Source organism: Mailhella sp. (assembly GCF_057866825.1).
The window spans coordinates 15,748-35,224 of the sequence record NZ_DBMAHT010000010.1 but is presented as its reverse complement, the minus strand read 5'-3'; the positions used below and the strand labels follow the sequence as shown (position 1 = coordinate 35,224).

Here is a 19,477-nt window from a genome sequence, read left to right as displayed (position 1 = left end):
CCCATGAGGCCGGGCCCGCGCGTGACGGCGATGCGGTCGATGGCCTTCCACGGGTCGTCGCCGAGATCGGCCTGCCGGAAGAGGCTGTCGAGCAGGGGGCCGATGAGTCTCGCGTGCTCGCGGGAGGCGAGCTCGGGCACGACGCCGCCGAAAAGAGCGTGGATGTCGGCCTGACTCGAAATGACGGCCGCGCGGACGCCGCTATCGTCCACGAGGGCGAGGGCGGTTTCATCACAAGAACTTTCTATTCCCAGAACGAGCATGTTTGACCTGTGCGGGCTTCGGCGACTTTGCGCCGGAAGGGTTGAAGCGAAGCGCCGCGCATGGCGGCGGGGGCGCGCTTTGGCATGGGAAGGATGCGGAGCGCGTATGGATGAGCCTCAGGGACGAACAGGCCGCGCGCCGGTCGTTCCGGCGCGCGGCTGCATGACGATGCTGGATCGGCGCGGCAGGCGACCCTGAAAGAGTCCCGCGGCGTCGCCCGGCGAAGCGGAGGGCCGCTTCTTTGAGGGCTCAGGCTGCGGACGGCCGCGCGGCCTGATCAGACCTTGCCGTTTTCCTTGTACACTTCCAGAACCTGATCCACGTCGTCGGCGGAGCCGATGATGAGCGGCGTGCGTTCATGGATGGCGGTAGGCACCTTTTCCAGAATGCGCATTTTGCCGTCTGTGGCCTTGCCGCCGGCCTGTTCGGCCAGGAAGGCCATGGGCGCGGCTTCGTACATCAGGCGCAGCTTGCCGCTCGGATGCTTGGAGTCTTCGGTGTAGAAGAAGATACCGCCCTTGAGCAGGGTGCGGTGGAAGTCGGCCACGAGCGAACCCACGTAGCGGGTGGAGCGGGGCGGCATGCCGTCGGGCCGGGAGAAGGAATGCACGGCTTTCTGTGTGGCTTCGTCCCAGTAGTTGTAGTAGCCGTGGTTGGCGGAATAGTACTTGCCCACGCGCGGAATCTGGATGTTGGGATGCGTGAGCAGAAATTCGCCGATGGAGGAGTCGAGGGTAAAGCCGTTGACGCCGTGCCCGGTGGAGTACACGAGCATGGTGGAGGAGCCGTAGAGGAAGTAGCCTGCGGCCACCTGCTCGACGCCTGGACGCATGAGGGATTCGGTGGTGAGCTCCCAGTAGTTCTGCGTGTCGGAGCGGCGATAGATGGAGAAAATCGTACCGATGCTCACGCCCACGTCGATGTTCGACGAGCCGTCCAGCGGATCGAAGAAGATGACGTAGTGTCCGTGGGGTTCGTTTTCGGGCACGAAGAAGGGTTCGGCCATTTCTTCGGAACCGACGGCGCATACCGCGCCCGAACTCTGCATTCTGTAAACCAGCGTATTGTTGGCGAAGGTGTCAAGCTTCTGCACCTGTTCGCCCTGCACATTGACGGCACCGGTCGCGCCCAGAATATCCACCAGACCAGCCTGGTTGACGTTTCTGGAAATAATCTTGGCCGAAAGAATAAGGTCATGCATCAGCGAGGTGAACTGACCGGTCGCGTGAGGAGACCATCTGCGTTGCGATGCTATAAGGTGTTCAATTGCAGTGACTTCAGACATATCCAGGCTCCTTGGTGTCGGCTCCGGGGGATCGCGTGGGACGTAGGTTCTGCGAAAGCAGCGGAGCTTCTGTTACTTGACACTACCTATACCATAAACATGGATGAATGTGCAATAAGGATCAATGTGTGAATTGAAAACCGTTCATACCGGGCATCACTTGACAGGCGCGGCGAAAACAATAGGCTTTCCACCTATATAGCGGGAGATCCACATCATGGAACCGTTCTCGTTGCTCAAAATACCGTCGGAATGTTCTTTGAGATATTCGGTCCAGTTGATGGAAGCAAGGGGCGTGGAGGTGTAATCCATGTCGCCGCTCCAGATGAGCACGTCGCCGGAACGGACGATGAAGTCGCCCGGAGAGGCCGCAAAGGGCAGCAGCGCGCGGAAGTCGAAGGTGGCCACGAGCAGCACCTGAAGCTGATCTTCCTGCAGGAAGGGGCGGGCGACGAGAATTTCCGGTCCGAGGGGGGTGTCCTGAATGGAGGCGCGCAGGTCGCGGGGCAGGGCCTTGGGCGCAAGTTCCAGCAGAGGCGTGTAGTCAAGCTGCTTGAGAGGCGTGCCGGGAATGGATGCGCCGAGCGTGCCGTCGGGAGCCACCATGCTGAGGCCCGAAAGCCACGGGAAACGCCGCAGGAAGCTGGCCGCGGCTTCGGCGTCGGGCGGGGTGGCCATGGCGTCGAGGGCCTTTTCAAGCTTGGTCAGCTCTTCGTCGATGGGCATGACGCTCTGCACGAGGTCGCGCTGGGATTTTTCCAGCACGGTGCGTTCTTCCGTGTCCAGGGTGGAGGGGCGGTTGATGTGCGTATGATAGAAGGTTTTCGTTTCCTTGTAGGCGCTCTTCACCTGCATGCAGCCGGAAAGGGCGGGCAGGCACAGGCAGAGCAGACAGACAACGAGAGCAAAATGGCGACTGCGCATGGTATCTCCTGTCGCGCGTCAGGCGCGGGACTTGTTTTCCAGCCTGGCGGCCAGCGTTTCCAGCATGTTCAGAAGGCCGGAATCGGCAGGCTGTTCCGGGGCGGGAGGCTCCGCGCCCTGCATGAGGCTGTCCAGTTTTGCGTTCAGTTCAGCCCTCTCTTCGGGAGAGGAGCTTACTTCGAGAAGTTCTCTGTAAATATTGGCGGCTTCGCCCGTGGCCCCCTGTTCTTCCAGAATGCGGGCCATGGAGCGCGTACACAGCGAGCTTTTGCCTTCCATGACGGCCTGAGGGCGGGGGGCAGGAATCCGGTCGACCTGCGCTGCGGCGGGCTTGTCCGGGAAAAAGAGGTCCGCAACGCCGGGCGCGGAAATCGCCGGGGCGGCGTCGCCCGCTTCGTCGTCCTCATCGCCGTAGATGTCGTCATCGTCGGGCACGGCGTCCAGACTGAACCAGGGAGAGCTCTCGTCCATGACGAAGCAGCGGCCGGAGGACGGCGCGTCGGCGGACGCAGGGGCCTCGGTGGTCTCAGGGGCTTTTGAAGTTGCAGAGGCGTCGGCGGTCGTCGATGAGCTGCCGGAGGTGGAGGGCGCCTGTTCGGCGTTCGGAGCCGCGTGGAGCGCGTCGGTTGCCGCGGCGGCGGAGGTCAGTTGCGCCGTAGCCTGCGCCGGAGTTTCTTCGAGAGAGGGTTCCGCAGCCGGAGCGGCGTTTGCGGCGGCACTTTGCGCTTCGCAGGCGCTGATCAGGTGTGCGGCGGAACTGAGGCCGGACGCAGCGGAAGCGGCTGCGAAGGGGGCGGCATCCGCCGGGGCACAGGCGCAGGCAGACGCTGCGGAAGCGGAGGCTTGTGCGGAAGAGTCGGGGAGGTTCGGGGCGGAAGCGTTCGGGGCTTCTTCGCTTTCGGCGGGCTTGGGATTCGTTTCAGTAACCGTTGAGGCTCCCGCGCCGAGCGCCTTCATGCCCGCTTCAAACACGTCGGCCAGGGTGGGGCCGTCCTTTTTGAAGGTGGCACCGAAGAAGCGGAGCATGGCGGCCTGATCGGGCCGCACGCCGGGCAGACGGCTCCAGATGTCCCAGAGGGCGGAGCACTGCGAGAGCGACTCGATGACGCCCGCGGCTTCCAGACCTGCGGCGGCGTTCTGACCGGCGGCGTGGAGCTCTTCGATGAGCAGAAGACGCGCGTCGAGAAATTCGGGATGACGGGAGAGACCCGCCCGCAGCACTTCAATGGCCTCCATGCGGCGTCCGCTTTCGGCCAGAAGGCGGGCATAGGGCAGAAAGATGCGGGAGGCGGGGTCGAGGGAGAGAACTTCCTGATACCAGAGAGCCTTTTCCGGGCTCTCGTGTTCCGCAAGAGGTGAATTCATGGACGATGAGCCTTCAGTCATGCCTGTCGTCAGCTCCTGCGCCAAGCCACTCCGAGTCTTCCCTGTTCTTGTCGAAGAGGTAGAGAATCTCGTTTTTTCTCACATAGTTGAGGCGCTGCCGAATCACTTTTTCCACGTAGGCCGGGTCGGTTTTGAGCAGACGGATCTCACGGCTCAGGGCGGCGCGCTTTTCATCGAGCGCGGAGAGCTCCTGCGAGAGTTCCTGCTGTTTTTCCTTGAGCACGCGCCAGGTGTAGAGGCTGTGGGAACCCCACACGATGCGGCTTGCCAGCGCAAAGTTGAGCAGCACGGCGAGCACGAGCAGGGAGAGCTTCCACCAGAAGGCCTTGTTTGTTGTGCGATGATTCATGGACACGGCGACACGCCAGGCAGGCTAGTTGTTTTCCGCCAGATGATCGCGCCACTGACGATAGAACAGATAGAAATAGTTGCAGCCCGAGAAGATGGTGAGCACGAGCGCAATGTACAGCACCACGGTGCCGATGAGATGCACGGGCAGGCCCATGACCGGGAAGTGGATGAGCAGCGGCACCATGGCGATGATCTGGAACACGGTCTTCCATTTGCCGTACCAGTCGGCCGCGATGACCACGCCCTTGTCTGCGGCCACGGCGCGCAGACCGGTGACGGCGAGTTCACGAATAATAATGATGATGACTATCCACGCGGGAACCCAGCCGAGCCCCACCATTTCGATGAGAATGGAGCAGATGAGCAGCTTGTCGGCCAGCGGATCGAGGAACTTGCCGAAGTTGGTCACCTGCTTTTCGCGGCGGGCGATGTATCCGTCGAGAAAGTCGGTGACAGCGGCGGCCACGAAGAGAAACATGGCTATCCAGCAGGTATAGACGTTGGGAAAATGGATGAGCACAAGAATGGGCAGCACGGCCCCTATGCGCATCATGGTGATGCGGTTGGCCCAGCCCATTTTGCTGAATATCTGCATGATGTCTGACACAAACATATCTCTTCTCCCCCGCAAGGCATATCAATGTGTAGGGCTTATCATAAAGAGGGGCGGCGCGGCAAGGCGGAAGGCGGCCGCATGCCGGGAAAAAATTCCCGTTCCTTCAAGAATATAAATGGAGTCGCCGTCGGAAAGAAAAATGTTTTTCGCCGCTTCTTGACTTGTGGGCCGAGTATGCGAAAAAATACGTTCTGCCGTGCCAGCGCATGGCCCGGCCATACCATGGGCCTTTCGCCCCGAAAGGATGCAGCCTTGTTTAGCAGAAGACAAATTTCCTACCGATCTTCGTCCCGACGCTCGACGTCCGGGCTTTCCGTCATCGCCATGCTGTTGATCCTGGTGCTTGCCGGAGTGGGGGCGTATTTCCTCATGCGCGATCTGAGCGGGCCTTCCGTGACCATGAATCCCGAGCTCTCCGGCCGCATAGGCCTTGTGCAGAACGTGGAACTGAATCTGGCCGACAAGTCCGGCGTGCAGTCCGTGACCGTGACCGTGAAGCGCGGCGATCAGAGCATGACCGTGCTGCAGCAGACCTTCGGCACGCTGGAAAAAACGCAGAAGGCGTCGTTCAACCTCAAGGAAACCCGTCTGCCCGAAGGCGCGTTCGAGCTGGAAATCCGGGCTGTGGACGGCTCCTACGCCGGATTCGGCCGCGGCAACACCACCACGCTGAATCTGCCTCTCGTGCTCGATTCCCAGCCCCCGCGCATCGCCGTGCGCACCGGTCCGCCCGCCATGTACCGCGGCGGCAGCGGTCTCATCGTCTATACCGTTTCCGAAGAAGTCTCGCAGAGCGGCGTCCGGGTGGGCAATCTCTTCTTCCCCGGCTACAAGCAGGACAACGGCGCCTACGCCTGTCTGTTCCCCTTCCCCATTGCTCTGAAGGCCGGCGATTTCCTGCCGGAAATCATGGCGCGGGATCTTGCGGGCAACGAAACCTCCAGCCGCCTGCTCGTGCATGCGCTCAACCGCAATTATCGTTCGGACACCCTGAACATCCCCGAATCGTTCCTCAACTTCAAGGCCAGCGAGCTCGCCCAGCTCTGCCCCGAGGAGAGCACGCCGCTTTCCCAGTACCTGTGCGCCAACAACAAGGTGCGCGAGGGCAACGATGAAACCCTCATCAAGGTGGCCGCCGATCCGGCCAACGTGTCGCCGCGCTTCTTGTGGAGCGGCGCGTTCCGCCGTCTTCCCCGTTCTGCCGTGAAGGCCAATTTCGGCGACTTCCGCACCTACGTGGACGGCAACCGGCAGAAAATCGACGAGCAGACCCACATGGGCCTCGACCTCGCTTCCGTGGCGCACGCCGAAGTGCCCGCCGCGCAGAGCGGCCGCGTGGTGTGGGTGGACTATCTCGGCATCCACGGCAACATGATCCTCATCGAGCACGGCCTCGGCCTCATGACGCAGTATTCCCATCTCAGCGAATACGGCGTGAAGGTGGGCGATACCGTCAAGACCGGCCAGATCATCGGCCGCACGGGAACCAGCGGCCTTGCCGGCGGCGATCATCTGCATTTCGGCGTGCTCGTGGGCGGCGTGCCCGTGCAGCCCCTGGAATGGCTCGACTCCTCATGGGTGAAGAACAACATCACCTCACGTCTGAACATCAATCTTAACCTGTAGGAATACGTCGCGATCCGTTGCGGCGACTATGATTACGGGCCTGCCCGGAGCCCTCGCTCCGGCGGGCCTCCCTTTTTTCCGCTTCCAAGGAGACCGTCATGCCCCACAAAGGGCCCCATATTTCCATATCGGCTGAGTATGTGGTCAACCGCATCCTGCGCATCAATCTCGATGAATTCGAGCGCTGGCCTCAGAGCGTCCGGCAGCTGGCCATCGATATTGCCGAAGAGCTGTTTCTCGTGGCGTACAACCCCTTCATTTCCGCCTCGGAAGTGAAGAAGAGCGTCAACGAACATTATCAGGCCGAGTCTCCTTCTCTCGCTCATCAGTACGCCACGGCCATCAGCGAAGGCATCACCATGTTCTGGAGTGCGCACGAGGCCGAGCTGGAATTCTGCCGCGAACTTGAGGGGCGGCTCTCGTCCATCATGCCCGACGACTGCATTCTGCGCCGTCGCGGCGCGCTGGTCGCCGCCGCCACCGACGCCACCGACCTGCGCATGGAACTGCCCCTGCTCGTGGTGGAACCCGACACCCCCGAGCAGATCAGCGCCCTCGTGCGTCTCGCCAACGAAATGAAGTTCGCCATCATTCCCCGCGGCGGCGCGTCCGGCCTCACGGGCGGCGCCGTGCCCGCGCGCAAGCGCACCGTCATGGTGAGCACCACGCGCCTCACGGCCAAGTCGGTCAACAAGGCCGCGCGCACCATGACCTGTCAGGCCGGCGTCATCACGCAGGACGCCATCGACTTCGCCGCGTCCAAGGGGCTGCTCTTCACCGTGGATCCGGCCTCCAAAACGGCGTCCACCATCGGCGGCAACGTGTCGGAAAACTCCGGCGGCCCCTTCTGCTTCGAGTACGGCACCACCATCGACAACCTGCTCTCCTGGAGCATGGTCACGCCCACGGGCGAAATCATCCGCATCGAGCGCGTCAATCATCCCGGTCACAAGATCATGCCCGACGAGGAAGTGGTCTTCGAGGTCAAGGATCTTTCCGGCGGCATGCGCAACGTGGTGCGCCTCAGAGGCAACGAAGTGCGTCACGCGGGCCTCGGCAAGGACGTGACCAACAAGCTGCTCGACGGCCTGCCCGGCATGCAGAAGGAAGGCATTGACGGCATCATCACCGAGGCGACCTTCGTGCTTCATCCCAAGCCGTCGCTCTCCCGCGTGATGGTGTTGGAATTCTACGGAAAATCCATGGTTCCCGCGGCCGAGCTCGTGCGCAAGATCGTGAATCTGCGCGACAAGATCCGCGAGCAGGGCGGCGACGTGCATGTGTCCGCGCTGGAGGAATTCAATTCCAAGTACGTGCAGGCCATCAACTATCAGCCCAAGTCCGACCGGCACAAGGGCAGCCCCATCTCCGTCATCATCGTGCAGGTGGACGGCAACGACGCCTATGTGCTCGACGACACCGTGCAGGCCATCTACGCCCTTGCCGGAGACGATCCCCACGTGTTCGCCGCCATCGCCAGGGACGACAAGCAGGCCGCCGAATTCTGGGAGGACAGGCATCGTCTTTCGGCCATCGCCAAGCGCACGTCCGGCTTCAAGATGAACGAGGACGTGGTGCTGCCCATGGCGCAGATTCCGGAATTCGCCCACTATCTGGAAACGCTCAACGTCGTGGCCGCCGCAGACGCCTACCGCTTTGCGCTTCAGGAACTTTCCCGTCTTCAGGGGTTCCCGCTGGAAGATCCGGCCTTCAACGAAGAGTTCGCCTTCGCCTCCCACGTGGCCGCGAGCGACGAATCCAACCTCGACCCCGAACTCGTGGACGAAGAAGTGGCGAAACGCGCCGAAACGTGGCTTCTCGCGCAGAAGGAGCGCTTCCCGCGGCTTGCCTCCCGCATCGACGCCATCGTGGAATACATGAAGAGCAGCCGCATCGTGGTGGCGAGCCACATGCACGCCGGCGACGGCAACTGCCATGTGAACATTCCCGTGAACTCCAACGATCCGCGCATGATGGAGCACGCCGAAGACGTGGCCATGCAGGTCATGGCCAGAACCCAGGAGCTCGGCGGCGCGGTCTCGGGCGAGCACGGCATCGGCATCACCAAGATATCCTTCCTTGATCCCAAGCAGATGGAGAGCCTGCGCGAGTTCAAGATGCGCGTGGATCCGCGCGATCTGTTCAATCCCGGCAAGCTCGTGACCCGCAATCTTCCGGTGCGTCCGTTCACGTTCTCGTTCAACCGGCTCATTGCGGACATCCGCGAATCCGGCCTGCCGGACAAGGAATGTCTCATCCGTCTGCTCTCCCAGGTGCAGACCTGCACCCGCTGCGGCAAGTGCAAGCAGGTGTGCCCCATGGTGTATCCCGAGCGCTCCTTCCAGTACAATCCGCGCAACAAGAACATCATTCTCGGCGCGCTCACCGAGGCCATCTACTATTCGCAGGTCACCACGGGGCATCCTTCGCCGGAACTGCTCGCCGAACTGCGCCACCTCGTGGAGCACTGCACGGGCTGCGGCCGCTGCACCTCGGTGTGCCCGGTGAAGATCGAATCCTCGGAAGTGGCGCTCAGCTCCCTGGCCTACGTGAAGCGCGAAGGGCAGGGCGGGCATCCCATCAAGTCGCAGGTGCTCAATGTGCTCTCTTCCGATCCTTCGGCCCGCGTGCCCGCCTTCGCCAAAATGGCGGCCCTCGGTCAGAACGTGATGAATCAGTTCCTGCCGCTGGTGCCCCGCGTGTGGCGCAAGCGCATGAGCAGTCCGCTCTTTTCCGGCAGAGGGCCCGCGCTCGGCATGGTGAGCATGTACGAGAGCCTGCACCTTGAAAAGAACGCGGCCGCGCATCTTTTCCTGCCCGTGAGCGGCGACATCTCCGCCCAGGGCGTGCTTGAGGGCCGCGTGCCCGCGGTGCTGTACTTCCCCGGATGCGGCGGAAGTCTGTTCTACCGCCGCATCGCGCTGGCCTCCATTGCGCTCATGATGTACGCGGGCGTGCCCGTGGTCATTCCCGGAAGGCACCTTTGCTGCGGCTATCCGCTGCTGGCCGCCGGTTCCGCCGAACAGTACGAAGTCAACCTCCAGCGCAACCGGCAGGTCATTGCCTCCACGCTTCAGGCGGCCGCCGAAGCCGGTTTCGACGTGAACATGCTGGTCACGGCCTGCGGTTCGTGCCGCGAGTCCCTCATGCGTCACGGCATCACCGGCGTGGACGGCAACGTGCTGCCGCACAACGACATCGTGCAGCTTCTGGTGGATCGTCTGCCCCACGACGTGGCCGTGAGCAGCGAGCGCATCATCTATCATTCCTCCTGCCATCCGGCGTGGTCCGGCGTGAAGGCCACCAAGGACGGCGGCAAGGTGGCAAGAGCCCTGGAACGCATTACCGGCGCGTCCATTCTGCTGAACCCCGGCTGCTGCGGCGAATCCGGCGCGGGAGCCTACACCTGCCCGGACATCTACAACACCCTGCGCGCCCGCAAGCGCGAGCGCCTGGAAAGCGCCCTTGCCGGCTACACGCCCGACGCGCCCATTCTGGTGGGCTGCCCGTCGTGCAAGATAGGCATTGCGCGCACGCTCATGACCATGGACGTGAAGCATCCCGCCCGCGGCAAGGACAAGAACGCCGAAGACACGCCCGTGATCGACACGCATCGTCCGGTGCTGCACAACGCCGAATGGCTGGCGGAAACCCTGCTCGGCAAGAACTGGCTTTCCACCTTCAAGGCGCAGGCCTCCCGCACGGAAGGACATCCCGGCGTGCGCGTGGTGTGCATGGAGCCGAGAAAGCGTTAGTGCTTCAGGGAAAACAGTGAATCAGGGCGGAGTCGGCGCGGTCGGCTCCGCCTTTTTCTTGGAACGATCAGGCTCCGGGAGGCACGGGGCAGGCGGACGGCATTCTGCTCGCCGCCGTCGTGGAAGGCGGGCGCCCGCGCATGTTTGGCTTCGCGCCGCCGGGCCGGGATCAGGAGAGAAGGGGAGAGCGGCAGCGCGGCAGGGAAGGCGCGTGTTTTCGACGGGAAAAGCCCCGCCTGTTTGGGTGCCGTCTTGCCGCCGTGCGCGGTTTGTGAGACATTTCAGGCATGAAAGAATACGACGTTACTTTTGCCGCGGCGGTGGAGGCTCTGAATGGCGCGCGTTCGTGCCGGGTGCTGCGCCTTGCCGACGAAGCCTCGGCCGTGCTGCTTCTGAGTATGGAGGGCGAATGCCCTCCGCTTCTGCTCGGCTGTCCGGCGCGGCTGCTTTCCGATTTTTCCTCCGGCGGCACGACGGCGGAGCGCGAAGAGCTCGGCCTGCCCCCGGAGGGCGGCGAGGCGGATGTGGAGGTGTTCTGCCGCATGGGCATTCCTGGGAACGATCCGCTTGCCGCGGGGCTGGACTGCTCGCGTCTCGTGCTTGCATCTCCGTCCACGGGCCGGGCGCTGGAGGCGTCCCGCGCGGAAGGCGGACTCATTCCCCTGCGGCGCGCGGCGGCGTCTTCGACCCGGAGCCGTTCGGACGACTGACCGCGCGGACGCGGGGAGCGTCGAGGCGTCTTTCGGGAGCTTTTCCGGGAAGGGGCGTGCTCAGTACAACGGCACGTTGAAGTGCAGAAGTTCCGGCTTTTCCATGATCCAGAAGACCAGCGCGCACATGACAAGCAGCGCGTATTCGCCGATGCTTCCGGTGCTGCACAGGCGGAGGGAAAAGCGTTTTTTCAGGAAGGGCAGCAGCGGCACGCCGTGCGTGGTGCACATGTCGAGCAGCACGTGGGTGAGCGCGCCGAAGCCGAATCCTCCCACGAGGGCGTCGGGCAGCGGGCCGAGCTGGCCGGTGAGCGACCATGCCCAGATGGCCAGCCACCAGCCGAACCAGTGCGAAGAGCGGCGGTGTACCTGATTGAATTTCTTCTGCCGGAAAAAGGCGCGTCTGGCCGCGTGCTGATCCAGCATGTCCGGCGCAACGGAGCCGAACCATGCGGCAGCCATGCCCGCCAGGGGAAATCCCGCGGCAAAGGAGGCCATGAGGGCCATGGCCTGATGAGTGGTCCATTTCATGCGTCGTTTCTTCTCCGGTTCAGGTCTTCGGCGGCGCGGCGTCGTCTTGCCTCGGCGGCCACCGCGCAGGGCACGACGGTTTTGCCGATGGGAAAGAGGGCGAGCTCCGCAAGTTTGATGTGCTGCCAGGCAAAGGGCAGTCCCACAATGGTGACGGCGAGCGCGGCGGCGTTGGCCACATGGGCGAGCGCTATCCAGAATCCGGCAAAAATGAACCACAGGGCGTTGCCCAGCATGCCGGGCAGGCCCGTGCCCAGATCGCTTTTGCCGTACACGAGCTCGCGGGAGACGGATTCGTAGCCGAAAGGCATGAAGACGAAGCCCGCCATGACGAAGCAGGCGCGCCCCCACGGCAGGCCCACGATGCTCAGGCAGGCCAGCACGCCGAACAGCAGCCACACCAGAGCCGCAAACCAGCCGCCGCAGACTATCCAGAGAATGTTGCCTATGACGCTCATGTTTTCCTCAATGATTCCGGGGCAAAGAGCGGCGTGATGCCGCACGTGTCGCCGCCGGAGCGGAAGAAGCATTTTAGCCGACGGCGCAAAGTTCCGCAAGGGAAATTTCCCGCGGAACAGGCTGCATCAAAACGCGTCGCCTCGGAAGCCGGGGCCGTGGCAGCCGGAACGGACAGCTCGTGGTGAGAATGACGCCGAAGATCGTTTGCGACGGCCGGAACGCCCTCCGCCCCGGGGCAGCGCCGGAGGGCGGCTTTGCCGCGTGCGTCGGGACGAACCGCCGGGGCGGGTGCAATTGTCGAAGGTCTGGGTCGCCGCGAAGGAGCGCTGCCGGAGGGCGGTGCCGTCATGCCCGGCGCCTTTTCTCTGCCCGGCCCCCGGACGAATCCGGGCCGCCGCGCAGGTTCCGCGCGTCCGGCGGGCGCTTTCGCCGGTTGCAGAGCGGGCCTCTATGGCGTATGCTGCCTCACGTTCTTTTCAACATTCCTTTCCGGAGAGATTTCCTATGCAGCGTACCAGCATATGCGACGCTCTGGCCTCCACCGGGCCGCGCAACGGCGTGACTGTGTGCGGATGGGTGAGAACCCGCCGCGATTCCAAGGGCTTTGCCTTTCTTGAACTCAACGACGGCTCCTGCCTCAAGAACCTGCAGTGCATTGTCGACGAGGGCACGCAGGCCTGGAACAGCCTCGAAGGCGTGAACACCGGCGCGGCCGTCAGCGTGACCGGCGATCTTGTGGAATCGCCCGGCAAGGGTCAGAAATGGGAAGTTCACGCCGACTCCATGACGGTGTTCGGTCTGGCCGATCCGGCCACCTATCCGCTTCAGAAGAAGCGCCATTCCGACGAATTTCTCCGCACCATCGCACACCTGCGTCCGCGCACCAACAAGTACGGCGCGGCGTTCCGCATCCGTTCCGAGGCGGCGCTTGCCGTGCATGACTATTTCCGCGGCCTCGGCTTCTACTACGTGCATGCGCCCATCCTCACCGGTTCCGACTGCGAGGGTGCGGGCGAAATGTTCCGCGTGACCACGCTCCCCGTGGACGGCGGCCCGAAGCCGGAATCCGGCAACGTGTTTGAAAACGACTTCTTCGGCAAGCAGGCGAGCCTCACGGTGTCCGGCCAGCTTGAGGCGGAAGCGCTGGCCTGCGCGCTCGGCCGCGTGTACAACTTCGGCCCCACCTTCCGCGCCGAACATTCCTACACGCCGCGCCACGCCGCCGAATTCTGGATGGTCGAACCCGAAGCCGCCTTCAACGACATCTGGGACAACATGGAACTGGCCGAAGGCCTCATCCGTCACGTGGTGCGCCACACGCTGGATCGCTGCGCTGACGACGTGGCCCTGTTCGACAAGTTCGTTGCTCCCGGCCTCATCGACGGCCTGCGCGACATGGCGGAAAAGAAGTACGCCCGCATTGCCTACCGCGATGCCGTGAAGCTCCTTCAGGAAAGCGGAAAGAAGTTTGAATATCCCGTGTCGTTCGGCACCGATCTGCAGACCGAACACGAACGCTTCCTCGCGGAAGAGTATTTCCGCTCCCCGGTGACGGTGTACGATTATCCCAAGGACATCAAGGCGTTCTACATGCGCATGAACGACGACAACGAAACCGTGGCCGCCATGGATCTGCTCGTGCCCCGCATAGGCGAGCTCATCGGCGGCAGCCAGCGCGAAGAGCGCCTCGACAGGCTCACCGCGCGCATCACGGAACTCGGGCAGAAGCCCGAAGACTACTGGTGGTATCTTGATCTGCGCCGTTTCGGCAGCGTGCCCCATTCCGGATTCGGCATGGGCTTTGAGCGCATGATCATGCTGCTGACCGGCATTTCCAACATTCGCGACGTGCTGCCGTTCCCCCGCACCACGGGGTCTCTGGAGTTCTGATGAGAGTCATGACCGAACGCCGCAGGGCGAAGATTGAAAAGGTGCTCGCGCAGCGCCAGAAGGGACTCACCCTTGTCATGGACAACGTGTGGGATCCGCACAACGTGTCGGCCATATACCGCAGCTGCGACGCCTTCGGCGTGCCGGAGGTGCACCTTTACTACACCCAGTGCGCGTTTCCGCAGCTGAGCCGCAAGACGTCGGCTTCGGCCTTCAAGTGGGTGAACACCGTGCGCCACTCCAGCAAGGAGGAACTCATGGCGTGCCTGCGCGCGCAGAACATGCAGGTGCTTGCCACGAGCTGCTCTCCGGCGTCGCGTCCGCTCACCGCGTACGATTTCACCCGTCCCACGGCCATCATCATGGGCAACGAGCACGCGGGCGTTTCCCCGGAACTCGTGCCGCTGGTGGACGGCGAGGTGTATATTCCCATGTACGGCATGGTGCAGAGCTTCAACGTGTCCGTGGCTTCGGCGCTCATGCTGGCGGAAGCCTCGCGTCAGCGCGCGGCGGCCGGTATGTACGAGCACAGACTCTGGTCCGACGAAGAATATGAAACGCGTCTGAACGCCTGGCTGGAAAAGGCCTAGCGTGTGGCGCACGCCGTTTTCGGCGCGAGAAAAGGCCCGCTTCCGCAGGGGAAGACGGGCCTTTTCTCCGTACGGACGCGCTTTTCCGTCTCTTTCCCTCCCGCAGACCATTGCCAAGGGCGCGGGTGCGGGATAGAATATGTTCGTTTTGTGACGAATGCCTTTTTGCGGAGTGTTCATGCTGTTCGACGACATGCGGTCTCTTCTCGCCCGTGCCAGAAACATTGCCATCATAGGAGCCAAGGACAAGCCCGGTTCGCCCGTGGATCACGTGGGCCGCTACCTGCTCAATGCCGGATTCAACATTCAGCCCGTGCATCCCGTGCGGCGTCAGGCCTGGGGCATTCCCGCGGTGCGCAGCATCGCCGATCTTCCCGGTGTCGGCTTCGAGCCGGACATCATCTGTCTTTTCCGCGCTCCGCAGTACTGCGAGGCCCACGCCCGCGAAACCCTCACGCTGCCCCGCCTGCCCATGATATTCTGGATGCAGGAAGGCATACGCAGCCCCGAGGCGGGGCGTCTCATGGCCGAAGCCGGCGTGAAGGTGGTGGAGGACCGCTGTCTGGAAACCGTGCATGCCGCGCTCTTCGACGATACGACCGAAACCTTTTCCTGCACGCGCTGCGGCAAATGCTGCGAAGGGCGCGGAGGCATCGTGGTGGGGCCGCACGATCTGCCGCGTCTGTGCGCCTATTTCGGTCTTCCGGCCGAAGAGGTGCTCGCGCGCTACACGGAAAACATCGGCGGCAAGCCCACGCTCAAATGCGGCGACGACGGCTTCTGCCTGTTCTTCGAGGCCGGAAAGGGTTGCGCCGTGCATCCGGCCCGGCCGGACGTGTGCCGCGCCTGGCCGTTTTTCCGGGGCAATCTCGTGGACAGGGTGAGCTTCGACATGGCAAAGGAAGACTGCCCCGGCATACGTCGCGAGGTCTCGCACGAGGATTTCGCCCGCGAGGGGTTTCGCTATTTGAACGACTACAAGCTGCGCGCGCGGGACATTCTGCATGAGGGCCGCGCCCTCATTGTGGACGAGAGCGAACTGCCGCCCGGAGCGAGGCGCTGATATTTCCCTTTCCGCCGAGCGGAAAGGGCCGCCGAAAGGCGGTATGGATGGGGTTGCCGCGGCGTCCTGAGGGCGCGGCGACAGAGGTTGTTAATGATAATGGCGGCATCGACAGGATGATTCCGCTCTGCGTGCATGCCGCAGGCATCCACGCAGGAAGCCCGCGGGGAGGAGATTCCCCGGGCGTTCACGCGCAAACGCGCCAGAGGATTCTGATGAATATTCTGATTTTTGGCCCCAACGGCAGCGGCAAGGGCACGCAGGGTGCTCTTCTCATGGAAAAATACGGCATTCAGCACATTGAATCCGGCGCTGTTTTCCGTCAGCACATCGGCAACGGCACGGAGCTCGGCAAGAAGGCCAAGGCCTACATCGACAAGGGCGAGCTCGTGCCCGACGACATCACCATTCCCATGGTGCTGGACATCCTCAAGAATCAGGGCGACAAGGGCTGGCTGCTCGACGGCTTCCCCCGCAACATGGAACAGGCCCGCAAGCTTGACGAAGCCCTCAAGGCCGCCGGCATGAAGCTCGACTACGTGGTGGAAATTCTGCTGCCCCGCAAGACGGCCCGCGAACGCATCATGGGCCGCCGCCTCTGCGTGAACAACAACAATCATCCCAACAATATCTTCATCGACGCCATCAAGCCCAACGGCGACGTCTGCCGCGTGTGCGGCGGCGCGCTCAAGACCCGTCCCGACGATCAGGACGAGGCCGCCATCAACAAGCGTCACGACATCTACTACGACGAAAAGAACGGCACCCTCGCCGCGGCGCACTACTTCAAGGATCTCGCCGCCAAGGGCGAAACCACCTACATCACCCTCGACGGCAGCGGCACCATTGAATCCATCCGCGAGGATCTGCTTTCCAAGCTGAAGTAGCGGGAATTTTCCGCCGCTTTCCGAAGGCCCCGGGGCGCATGCGTTCCGGGGCTTTGTCGTGCCTTTTGCGGGCGCAAAAAAAGGCCTCTCCGACGGGCGGGGAGGCCTTTCATGCTGCTTGCTTACGCGCCTACTTCACGCAGGCGGCGGGCTTTGCGGTGCTCACGCTGCCGGTGCGGCAGAAGTGCAGGAACAGCGCAAGGCAGGAAAGGGAAACGATGATGCCGATGATGGTGGACGCTTCCATGGAAAGACGGAATCCGATGGGCGCATAGCAGATGTAGGCCGTGCAGACCGTGGTCATGAACACGGCGGGAATGCTGGTGATCCAGTGCAGGCGTCCGTGCCTGGCGAGCCACACGGAGAAGGCCCAGAGGCTCACGCAGGACATGGTCTGGTTGGCCCAGCCGAAGTATCTCCAGATGATGGGGAAGTCCAGCAGGGTGAGGGCCACGCCGCCGCAGAAGAGCGGAACGGCGGTGAGAATGCGCTTGGTCACGTTCTTCTGATCGATGTGGAAGCGGTCGGCCAGCATGCCGCGGGCGGCGCGGAAGGCGGTGTCGCCGGTGCTGATGGGCAGAAGCACCACGCCGAGAATGGCGAGAAGGCCGCCCACCGGTCCGAGCAGGGTGATGGCTATCTGCTGCACCACCACGGTGGGAGCGCCCTTGGGACCCATGGCCGCGGAAAGCGAGGCCGCGTCGGGGTAGAAGGAAAGGGCGAGGGTGGCCCAGATGAGGCCGAGCAGGCCTTCGGTGATCATGGCGCCGTAGAAGACGCGGCGGCCCTGCTTTTCATTGGTCATGCAGCGGGCGCGCAGGGGAGACTGCGTGGCGTGGAAGCCGGAAATGGCGCCGCAGGCGATGGTGATGAACAGGATGGGCCACACGGGAGTGTGGGCGGGGTGAACGTTGGTGAAGAAGTCCGTGTTGGGCAGAATGGTGTAGCCCTTGGCGAACAGCGCCACGATGAGACCCAGCGCCATGAAGATGAGCATAACGCCCACGATGGGATAGAAGCGGCTGACGATGCGGTCAAAGGGAATGATAGTGGCGACGAAATAGTAGGCGAAAATGATGACGCTCCACGCCAGCGTGGGGGCGGACGGGAACAGATTGGTCAGAAAATGCGGGAACAGGTTGGCCAGCAGGGCGGCAGGCGCCAGCACGAAGGTGGCTCCCACCATGACCATGAAGATGATGGTGAAGCATTCCATGAAAATTCGCGCGCCCGAGCCAAGGTTGCGGCCGATGATCTCGGGATAGCTGATGCCGTCTTCACGGATGGAAATCATGCCGGCGATGTAGTCGTGAACCGCGCCGGCGAAAATGGAGCCGAAGACCACCCACAGCAGGGCCACGGGGCCGTACAGAGCGCCGAGAATGGTGCCGAGGACCGGGCCGAGTCCGGCGATGTTGATCATCTGGCTCATGTAGAGCTTCCAGAGGGGCATGGGTTCAAAATCCACGCCGTCCCTTCTGGTCATAACGGGAGTTTTCCGGGACGCGTCGGCCCCGAACACATGTTCCACAAAGGCGCCGTACACGGCATAACCTGCGATGAGCAGCGCACAGCAGCCAAAGAAATAAAGGGTGCCAAACATAACAGATCCGGCTTTCGCCGGCCCTCCAGTGCCCTCTCCAACAGGGCGAGTCTGTTCCCCGGTCGTGTGCGGCCGGGGAAGGTGAACGTGTTCCGTTTCGGGGAAAAACGGAACCGGCAGTCGAAGGATCGGATGCGGGCGATACTTTTTCGCCTCGGAAGCGTCGAACAGGCTGTCGCTGTCTTGCCGTTCTGCCGGGCGCAGGGAGAACCGCAATTCCCTGCGGCGCGGTAGGTAATGGAAAGTGCTCCCGCCCGCAGGGATTGTCAAGCCATCATTTTAATAAAACTTTTTTGTACTAAAAAGGGGGTTGTGAAACAAAAGAGCGCCGGGCGCGCGAGGCCTCGGAACAGGACGGAATCAGGGGAATTTCGTCGAGTCTTTTCAGCAGGTTCCATAATGCGGGCTGCCGGGGGCTGCCTCTTGGGGGAGCACCGGGCGGTGCGTCTGCGGGCAAGGCGCGTGCTTCGGCGTGACTTCGGGGCGGATGCCTCTGAGCGGGACGCTGGCGCGGAAGTTCTTGTGCGGGGAAAATGGAGCATGGGAAAGGGGCAAGGGCGGAAAAGTCCGGGCGCAGCTTGCCGTCGCGGGAAAACGCTGGAAGCCTGGCTGATGCGCTCTTTTGCCGCATTGTGTACTTCTTGTCGTCACGGGGGAGCTGCGTCAAAACCGCGCGGCAGTGGAATGATGCCGTCGTGCCGAAACCTGTTCCATGTTCCGCACTCGGCGGCAGAGCGGGGGCGGCGAGGTTGGGGCAGCCCCCGGCGGCGCGTCGGGAGAACGAGGCGCGCTCCGGGCGAATCGCCGCCGCGAAAAAGGCTCCTGCCGGGCCCCTTGTCCGACCGGAAAACGACGGAACAAGGTGCATTTTTTCCTGTTTCTTCGGCGGGGAGGCGGAAAAATGGATTGACAGAAAACACGGCCAATGAAATTCTTTTGAAGAGCCCCTTGTGCTGCAAGGGTGCGGGACGGTTCCGACGGCCGACCGTGCCTTCCGGCGCGCAGGCCGGCTGCGGACTGAAACAGTACTGGTTCAAGGAGAATATTATGAAGTTTGATCTGGTCATTCATGTGAACACCAACGATCCCAACGTGTTCAGACTGGCGTTCAGCCAGGCTGCCAACTACAAGAAGGAAGCGCTGCTCAAGCGTCATAAGATTTCCCCTCTGGACATTGCCGCCAAGGCCGGTTTCATGGCGCTGGACGAACCGGAGACGTTCAAGCTCATCATGGTGGTGAACGGCCCTGCTGTACAGCAGCTTGTGAAGGAAAACGTCGAACTTCTGGGCAAGGCGCAGGAAGCCGTGGCCAACGGCCTGAAGATTCATGTGGGTCAGTGCGCCATGAACTCCTACCATGTGGAAAAGGACATGCTCTGGTCCTTCGTGGAAGTGGTGCCTTCCGCCACGCTGGACCTCGTGCAGCTTCAGAATTCCGGTTTTGCCTACATGAAGGTGTAACCCATCTGATTTAAAATATTTTTTCATGGGGCGGAGCGTTTTGGCGCTGCCGCCCTTTTTTTATGCTTCAAGGCGG

The 19,477-nt window shown here is 62.6% G+C and carries 16 protein-coding genes and 1 pseudogene; 8 read left to right on the top strand and 9 right to left on the bottom strand.

Annotated features, from left to right (window positions below):
• From ACZM96_RS02465 to pgsA, 6 genes and pseudogenes are all read right to left on the bottom strand, one after another.
• Positions 1–263 (bottom strand): annotated as a pseudogene (locus ACZM96_RS02465) (tRNA (adenosine(37)-N6)-threonylcarbamoyltransferase complex transferase subunit TsaD); the annotation flags it as partial.
• Positions 264–541: 278 nt separating this feature from the next.
• A complete protein-coding gene (fbp, locus tag ACZM96_RS02460; RefSeq protein ID WP_489487109.1) occupies positions 542–1,549 on the bottom strand; it encodes a class 1 fructose-bisphosphatase in 1,008 nt (335 codons plus the stop codon).
• Positions 1,550–1,705: 156 nt separating this feature from the next.
• A complete protein-coding gene (locus ACZM96_RS02455; protein WP_489487108.1) occupies positions 1,706–2,473 on the bottom strand; it encodes a hypothetical protein in 768 nt (255 codons plus the stop codon).
• Between the two features lie 18 nt (positions 2,474–2,491).
• On the bottom strand, positions 2,492–3,838 hold the full coding sequence (locus ACZM96_RS02450) for a hypothetical protein (RefSeq protein ID WP_489487106.1): 1,347 nt from the start codon (positions 3,836–3,838) through the stop codon (positions 2,492–2,494).
• Positions 3,839–3,851: 13 nt separating this feature from the next.
• Entirely contained in the window at positions 3,852–4,208 is a 357-nt protein-coding gene (locus tag ACZM96_RS02445) for an FtsB family cell division protein (protein WP_294486657.1), read from the bottom strand.
• Between the two features lie 24 nt (positions 4,209–4,232).
• Positions 4,233–4,823 carry a CDP-diacylglycerol--glycerol-3-phosphate 3-phosphatidyltransferase gene (gene pgsA, locus ACZM96_RS02440; protein WP_489487104.1) on the bottom strand — a complete coding sequence of 197 codons (591 nt, stop codon included), beginning with the start codon at positions 4,821–4,823 and terminating at the stop codon, positions 4,233–4,235.
• 255 nt (positions 4,824–5,078) lie between these two features.
• Here pgsA and ACZM96_RS02435 point away from each other — a divergent pair, with 255 nt between their 5' ends.
• The 3 genes from ACZM96_RS02435 (at position 5,079) to ACZM96_RS02425 (ending at position 10,917) form a co-directional block, all read left to right on the top strand.
• Positions 5,079–6,452: a M23 family metallopeptidase gene (locus tag ACZM96_RS02435; RefSeq protein WP_489487102.1), complete on the top strand. Its 1,374-nt coding sequence runs from the start codon at positions 5,079–5,081 to the stop codon at positions 6,450–6,452.
• A 98-nt stretch (positions 6,453–6,550) separates the two neighbouring features.
• Complete coding sequence (locus tag ACZM96_RS02430; protein WP_489487101.1) at positions 6,551–10,207, top strand: FAD-binding and (Fe-S)-binding domain-containing protein; 3,657 nt, start codon at positions 6,551–6,553, stop codon at positions 10,205–10,207.
• A gap of 287 nt (positions 10,208–10,494) precedes the next feature.
• Complete coding sequence (locus ACZM96_RS02425) at positions 10,495–10,917, top strand: hypothetical protein (protein ID WP_489487099.1); 423 nt, start codon at positions 10,495–10,497, stop codon at positions 10,915–10,917.
• A 60-nt stretch (positions 10,918–10,977) separates the two neighbouring features.
• Here ACZM96_RS02425 and ACZM96_RS02420 read toward each other — a convergent pair whose 3' ends face one another.
• Together ACZM96_RS02420 and ACZM96_RS02415 are read right to left on the bottom strand one after the other, a co-directional pair.
• The gene (locus ACZM96_RS02420) at positions 10,978–11,448 is read right to left on the bottom strand and encodes a metal-dependent hydrolase (protein ID WP_489487097.1); all 471 of its coding nucleotides are present in this window, start codon (positions 11,446–11,448) and stop codon (positions 10,978–10,980) included.
• Positions 11,445–11,906 carry a YccF domain-containing protein gene (locus tag ACZM96_RS02415; RefSeq protein WP_294486541.1) on the bottom strand — a complete coding sequence of 154 codons (462 nt, stop codon included), beginning with the start codon at positions 11,904–11,906 and terminating at the stop codon, positions 11,445–11,447. Before ACZM96_RS02415 ends, ACZM96_RS02420 begins: the two co-directional genes overlap by 4 nt.
• Before the next feature lie 505 nt (positions 11,907–12,411).
• Here ACZM96_RS02415 and asnS point away from each other — a divergent pair.
• The 4 genes from asnS to ACZM96_RS02395 all read left to right on the top strand — a co-directional run bounded on the left by asnS (position 12,412) and on the right by ACZM96_RS02395 (position 16,337).
• Complete coding sequence (asnS, locus tag ACZM96_RS02410; RefSeq protein WP_489487095.1) at positions 12,412–13,797, top strand: asparagine--tRNA ligase; 1,386 nt, start codon at positions 12,412–12,414, stop codon at positions 13,795–13,797.
• Entirely contained in the window at positions 13,794–14,387 is a 594-nt protein-coding gene (locus tag ACZM96_RS02405; RefSeq protein ID WP_489487111.1) for a TrmH family RNA methyltransferase, read from the top strand. The genes asnS and ACZM96_RS02405 overlap by 4 nt, the downstream gene beginning before the upstream one ends.
• A 178-nt stretch (positions 14,388–14,565) precedes the next feature.
• The gene (locus ACZM96_RS02400) at positions 14,566–15,450 is read left to right on the top strand and encodes a CoA-binding protein (RefSeq protein ID WP_489487093.1); all 885 of its coding nucleotides are present in this window, start codon (positions 14,566–14,568) and stop codon (positions 15,448–15,450) included.
• Between the two features lie 215 nt (positions 15,451–15,665).
• The gene (locus tag ACZM96_RS02395) at positions 15,666–16,337 is read left to right on the top strand and encodes an adenylate kinase (RefSeq protein WP_489487091.1); all 672 of its coding nucleotides are present in this window, start codon (positions 15,666–15,668) and stop codon (positions 16,335–16,337) included.
• A 130-nt stretch (positions 16,338–16,467) separates the two neighbouring features.
• On the opposite strand, the gene ACZM96_RS02390 is transcribed toward ACZM96_RS02395, so the two are convergent.
• Positions 16,468–17,940: a carbon starvation CstA family protein gene (locus ACZM96_RS02390; RefSeq protein WP_489487089.1), complete on the bottom strand. Its 1,473-nt coding sequence runs from the start codon at positions 17,938–17,940 to the stop codon at positions 16,468–16,470.
• 1,047 nt (positions 17,941–18,987) lie between these two features.
• Here ACZM96_RS02390 and ACZM96_RS02385 point away from each other — a divergent pair.
• Positions 18,988–19,401, top strand: coding sequence for a DsrE family protein (locus ACZM96_RS02385; RefSeq protein ID WP_489487087.1), 414 nt, complete (start codon positions 18,988–18,990; stop codon positions 19,399–19,401).
• Positions 19,402–19,477 lie beyond the last annotated feature (76 nt).

Coding starts and splice junctions, on each gene's coding strand:
- ACZM96_RS02445 (WP_294486657.1), bottom strand. CDS start 4,208: ATGAATCATCGCACAACAAACAAGGCCTTCTGGTGGAAGCTCTCCCTG.
- ACZM96_RS02415 (WP_294486541.1), bottom strand. CDS start 11,906: ATGAGCGTCATAGGCAACATTCTCTGGATAGTCTGCGGCGGCTGGTTT.
- ACZM96_RS02395 (WP_489487091.1), top strand. CDS start 15,666: ATGAATATTCTGATTTTTGGCCCCAACGGCAGCGGCAAGGGCACGCAG.
- ACZM96_RS02425 (WP_489487099.1), top strand. CDS start 10,495: ATGAAAGAATACGACGTTACTTTTGCCGCGGCGGTGGAGGCTCTGAAT.
- ACZM96_RS02385 (WP_489487087.1), top strand. CDS start 18,988: ATGAAGTTTGATCTGGTCATTCATGTGAACACCAACGATCCCAACGTG.
- pgsA (WP_489487104.1), bottom strand. CDS start 4,823: ATGTTTGTGTCAGACATCATGCAGATATTCAGCAAAATGGGCTGGGCC.
- ACZM96_RS02450 (WP_489487106.1), bottom strand. CDS start 3,838: ATGAATTCACCTCTTGCGGAACACGAGAGCCCGGAAAAGGCTCTCTGG.
- ACZM96_RS02455 (WP_489487108.1), bottom strand. CDS start 2,473: ATGCGCAGTCGCCATTTTGCTCTCGTTGTCTGTCTGCTCTGCCTGTGC.
- asnS (WP_489487095.1), top strand. CDS start 12,412: ATGCAGCGTACCAGCATATGCGACGCTCTGGCCTCCACCGGGCCGCGC.
- ACZM96_RS02420 (WP_489487097.1), bottom strand. CDS start 11,448: ATGAAATGGACCACTCATCAGGCCATGGCCCTCATGGCCTCCTTTGCC.
- ACZM96_RS02430 (WP_489487101.1), top strand. CDS start 6,551: ATGCCCCACAAAGGGCCCCATATTTCCATATCGGCTGAGTATGTGGTC.
- ACZM96_RS02390 (WP_489487089.1), bottom strand. CDS start 17,940: ATGTTTGGCACCCTTTATTTCTTTGGCTGCTGTGCGCTGCTCATCGCA.
- ACZM96_RS02400 (WP_489487093.1), top strand. CDS start 14,566: ATGCTGTTCGACGACATGCGGTCTCTTCTCGCCCGTGCCAGAAACATT.
- fbp (WP_489487109.1), bottom strand. CDS start 1,549: ATGTCTGAAGTCACTGCAATTGAACACCTTATAGCATCGCAACGCAGA.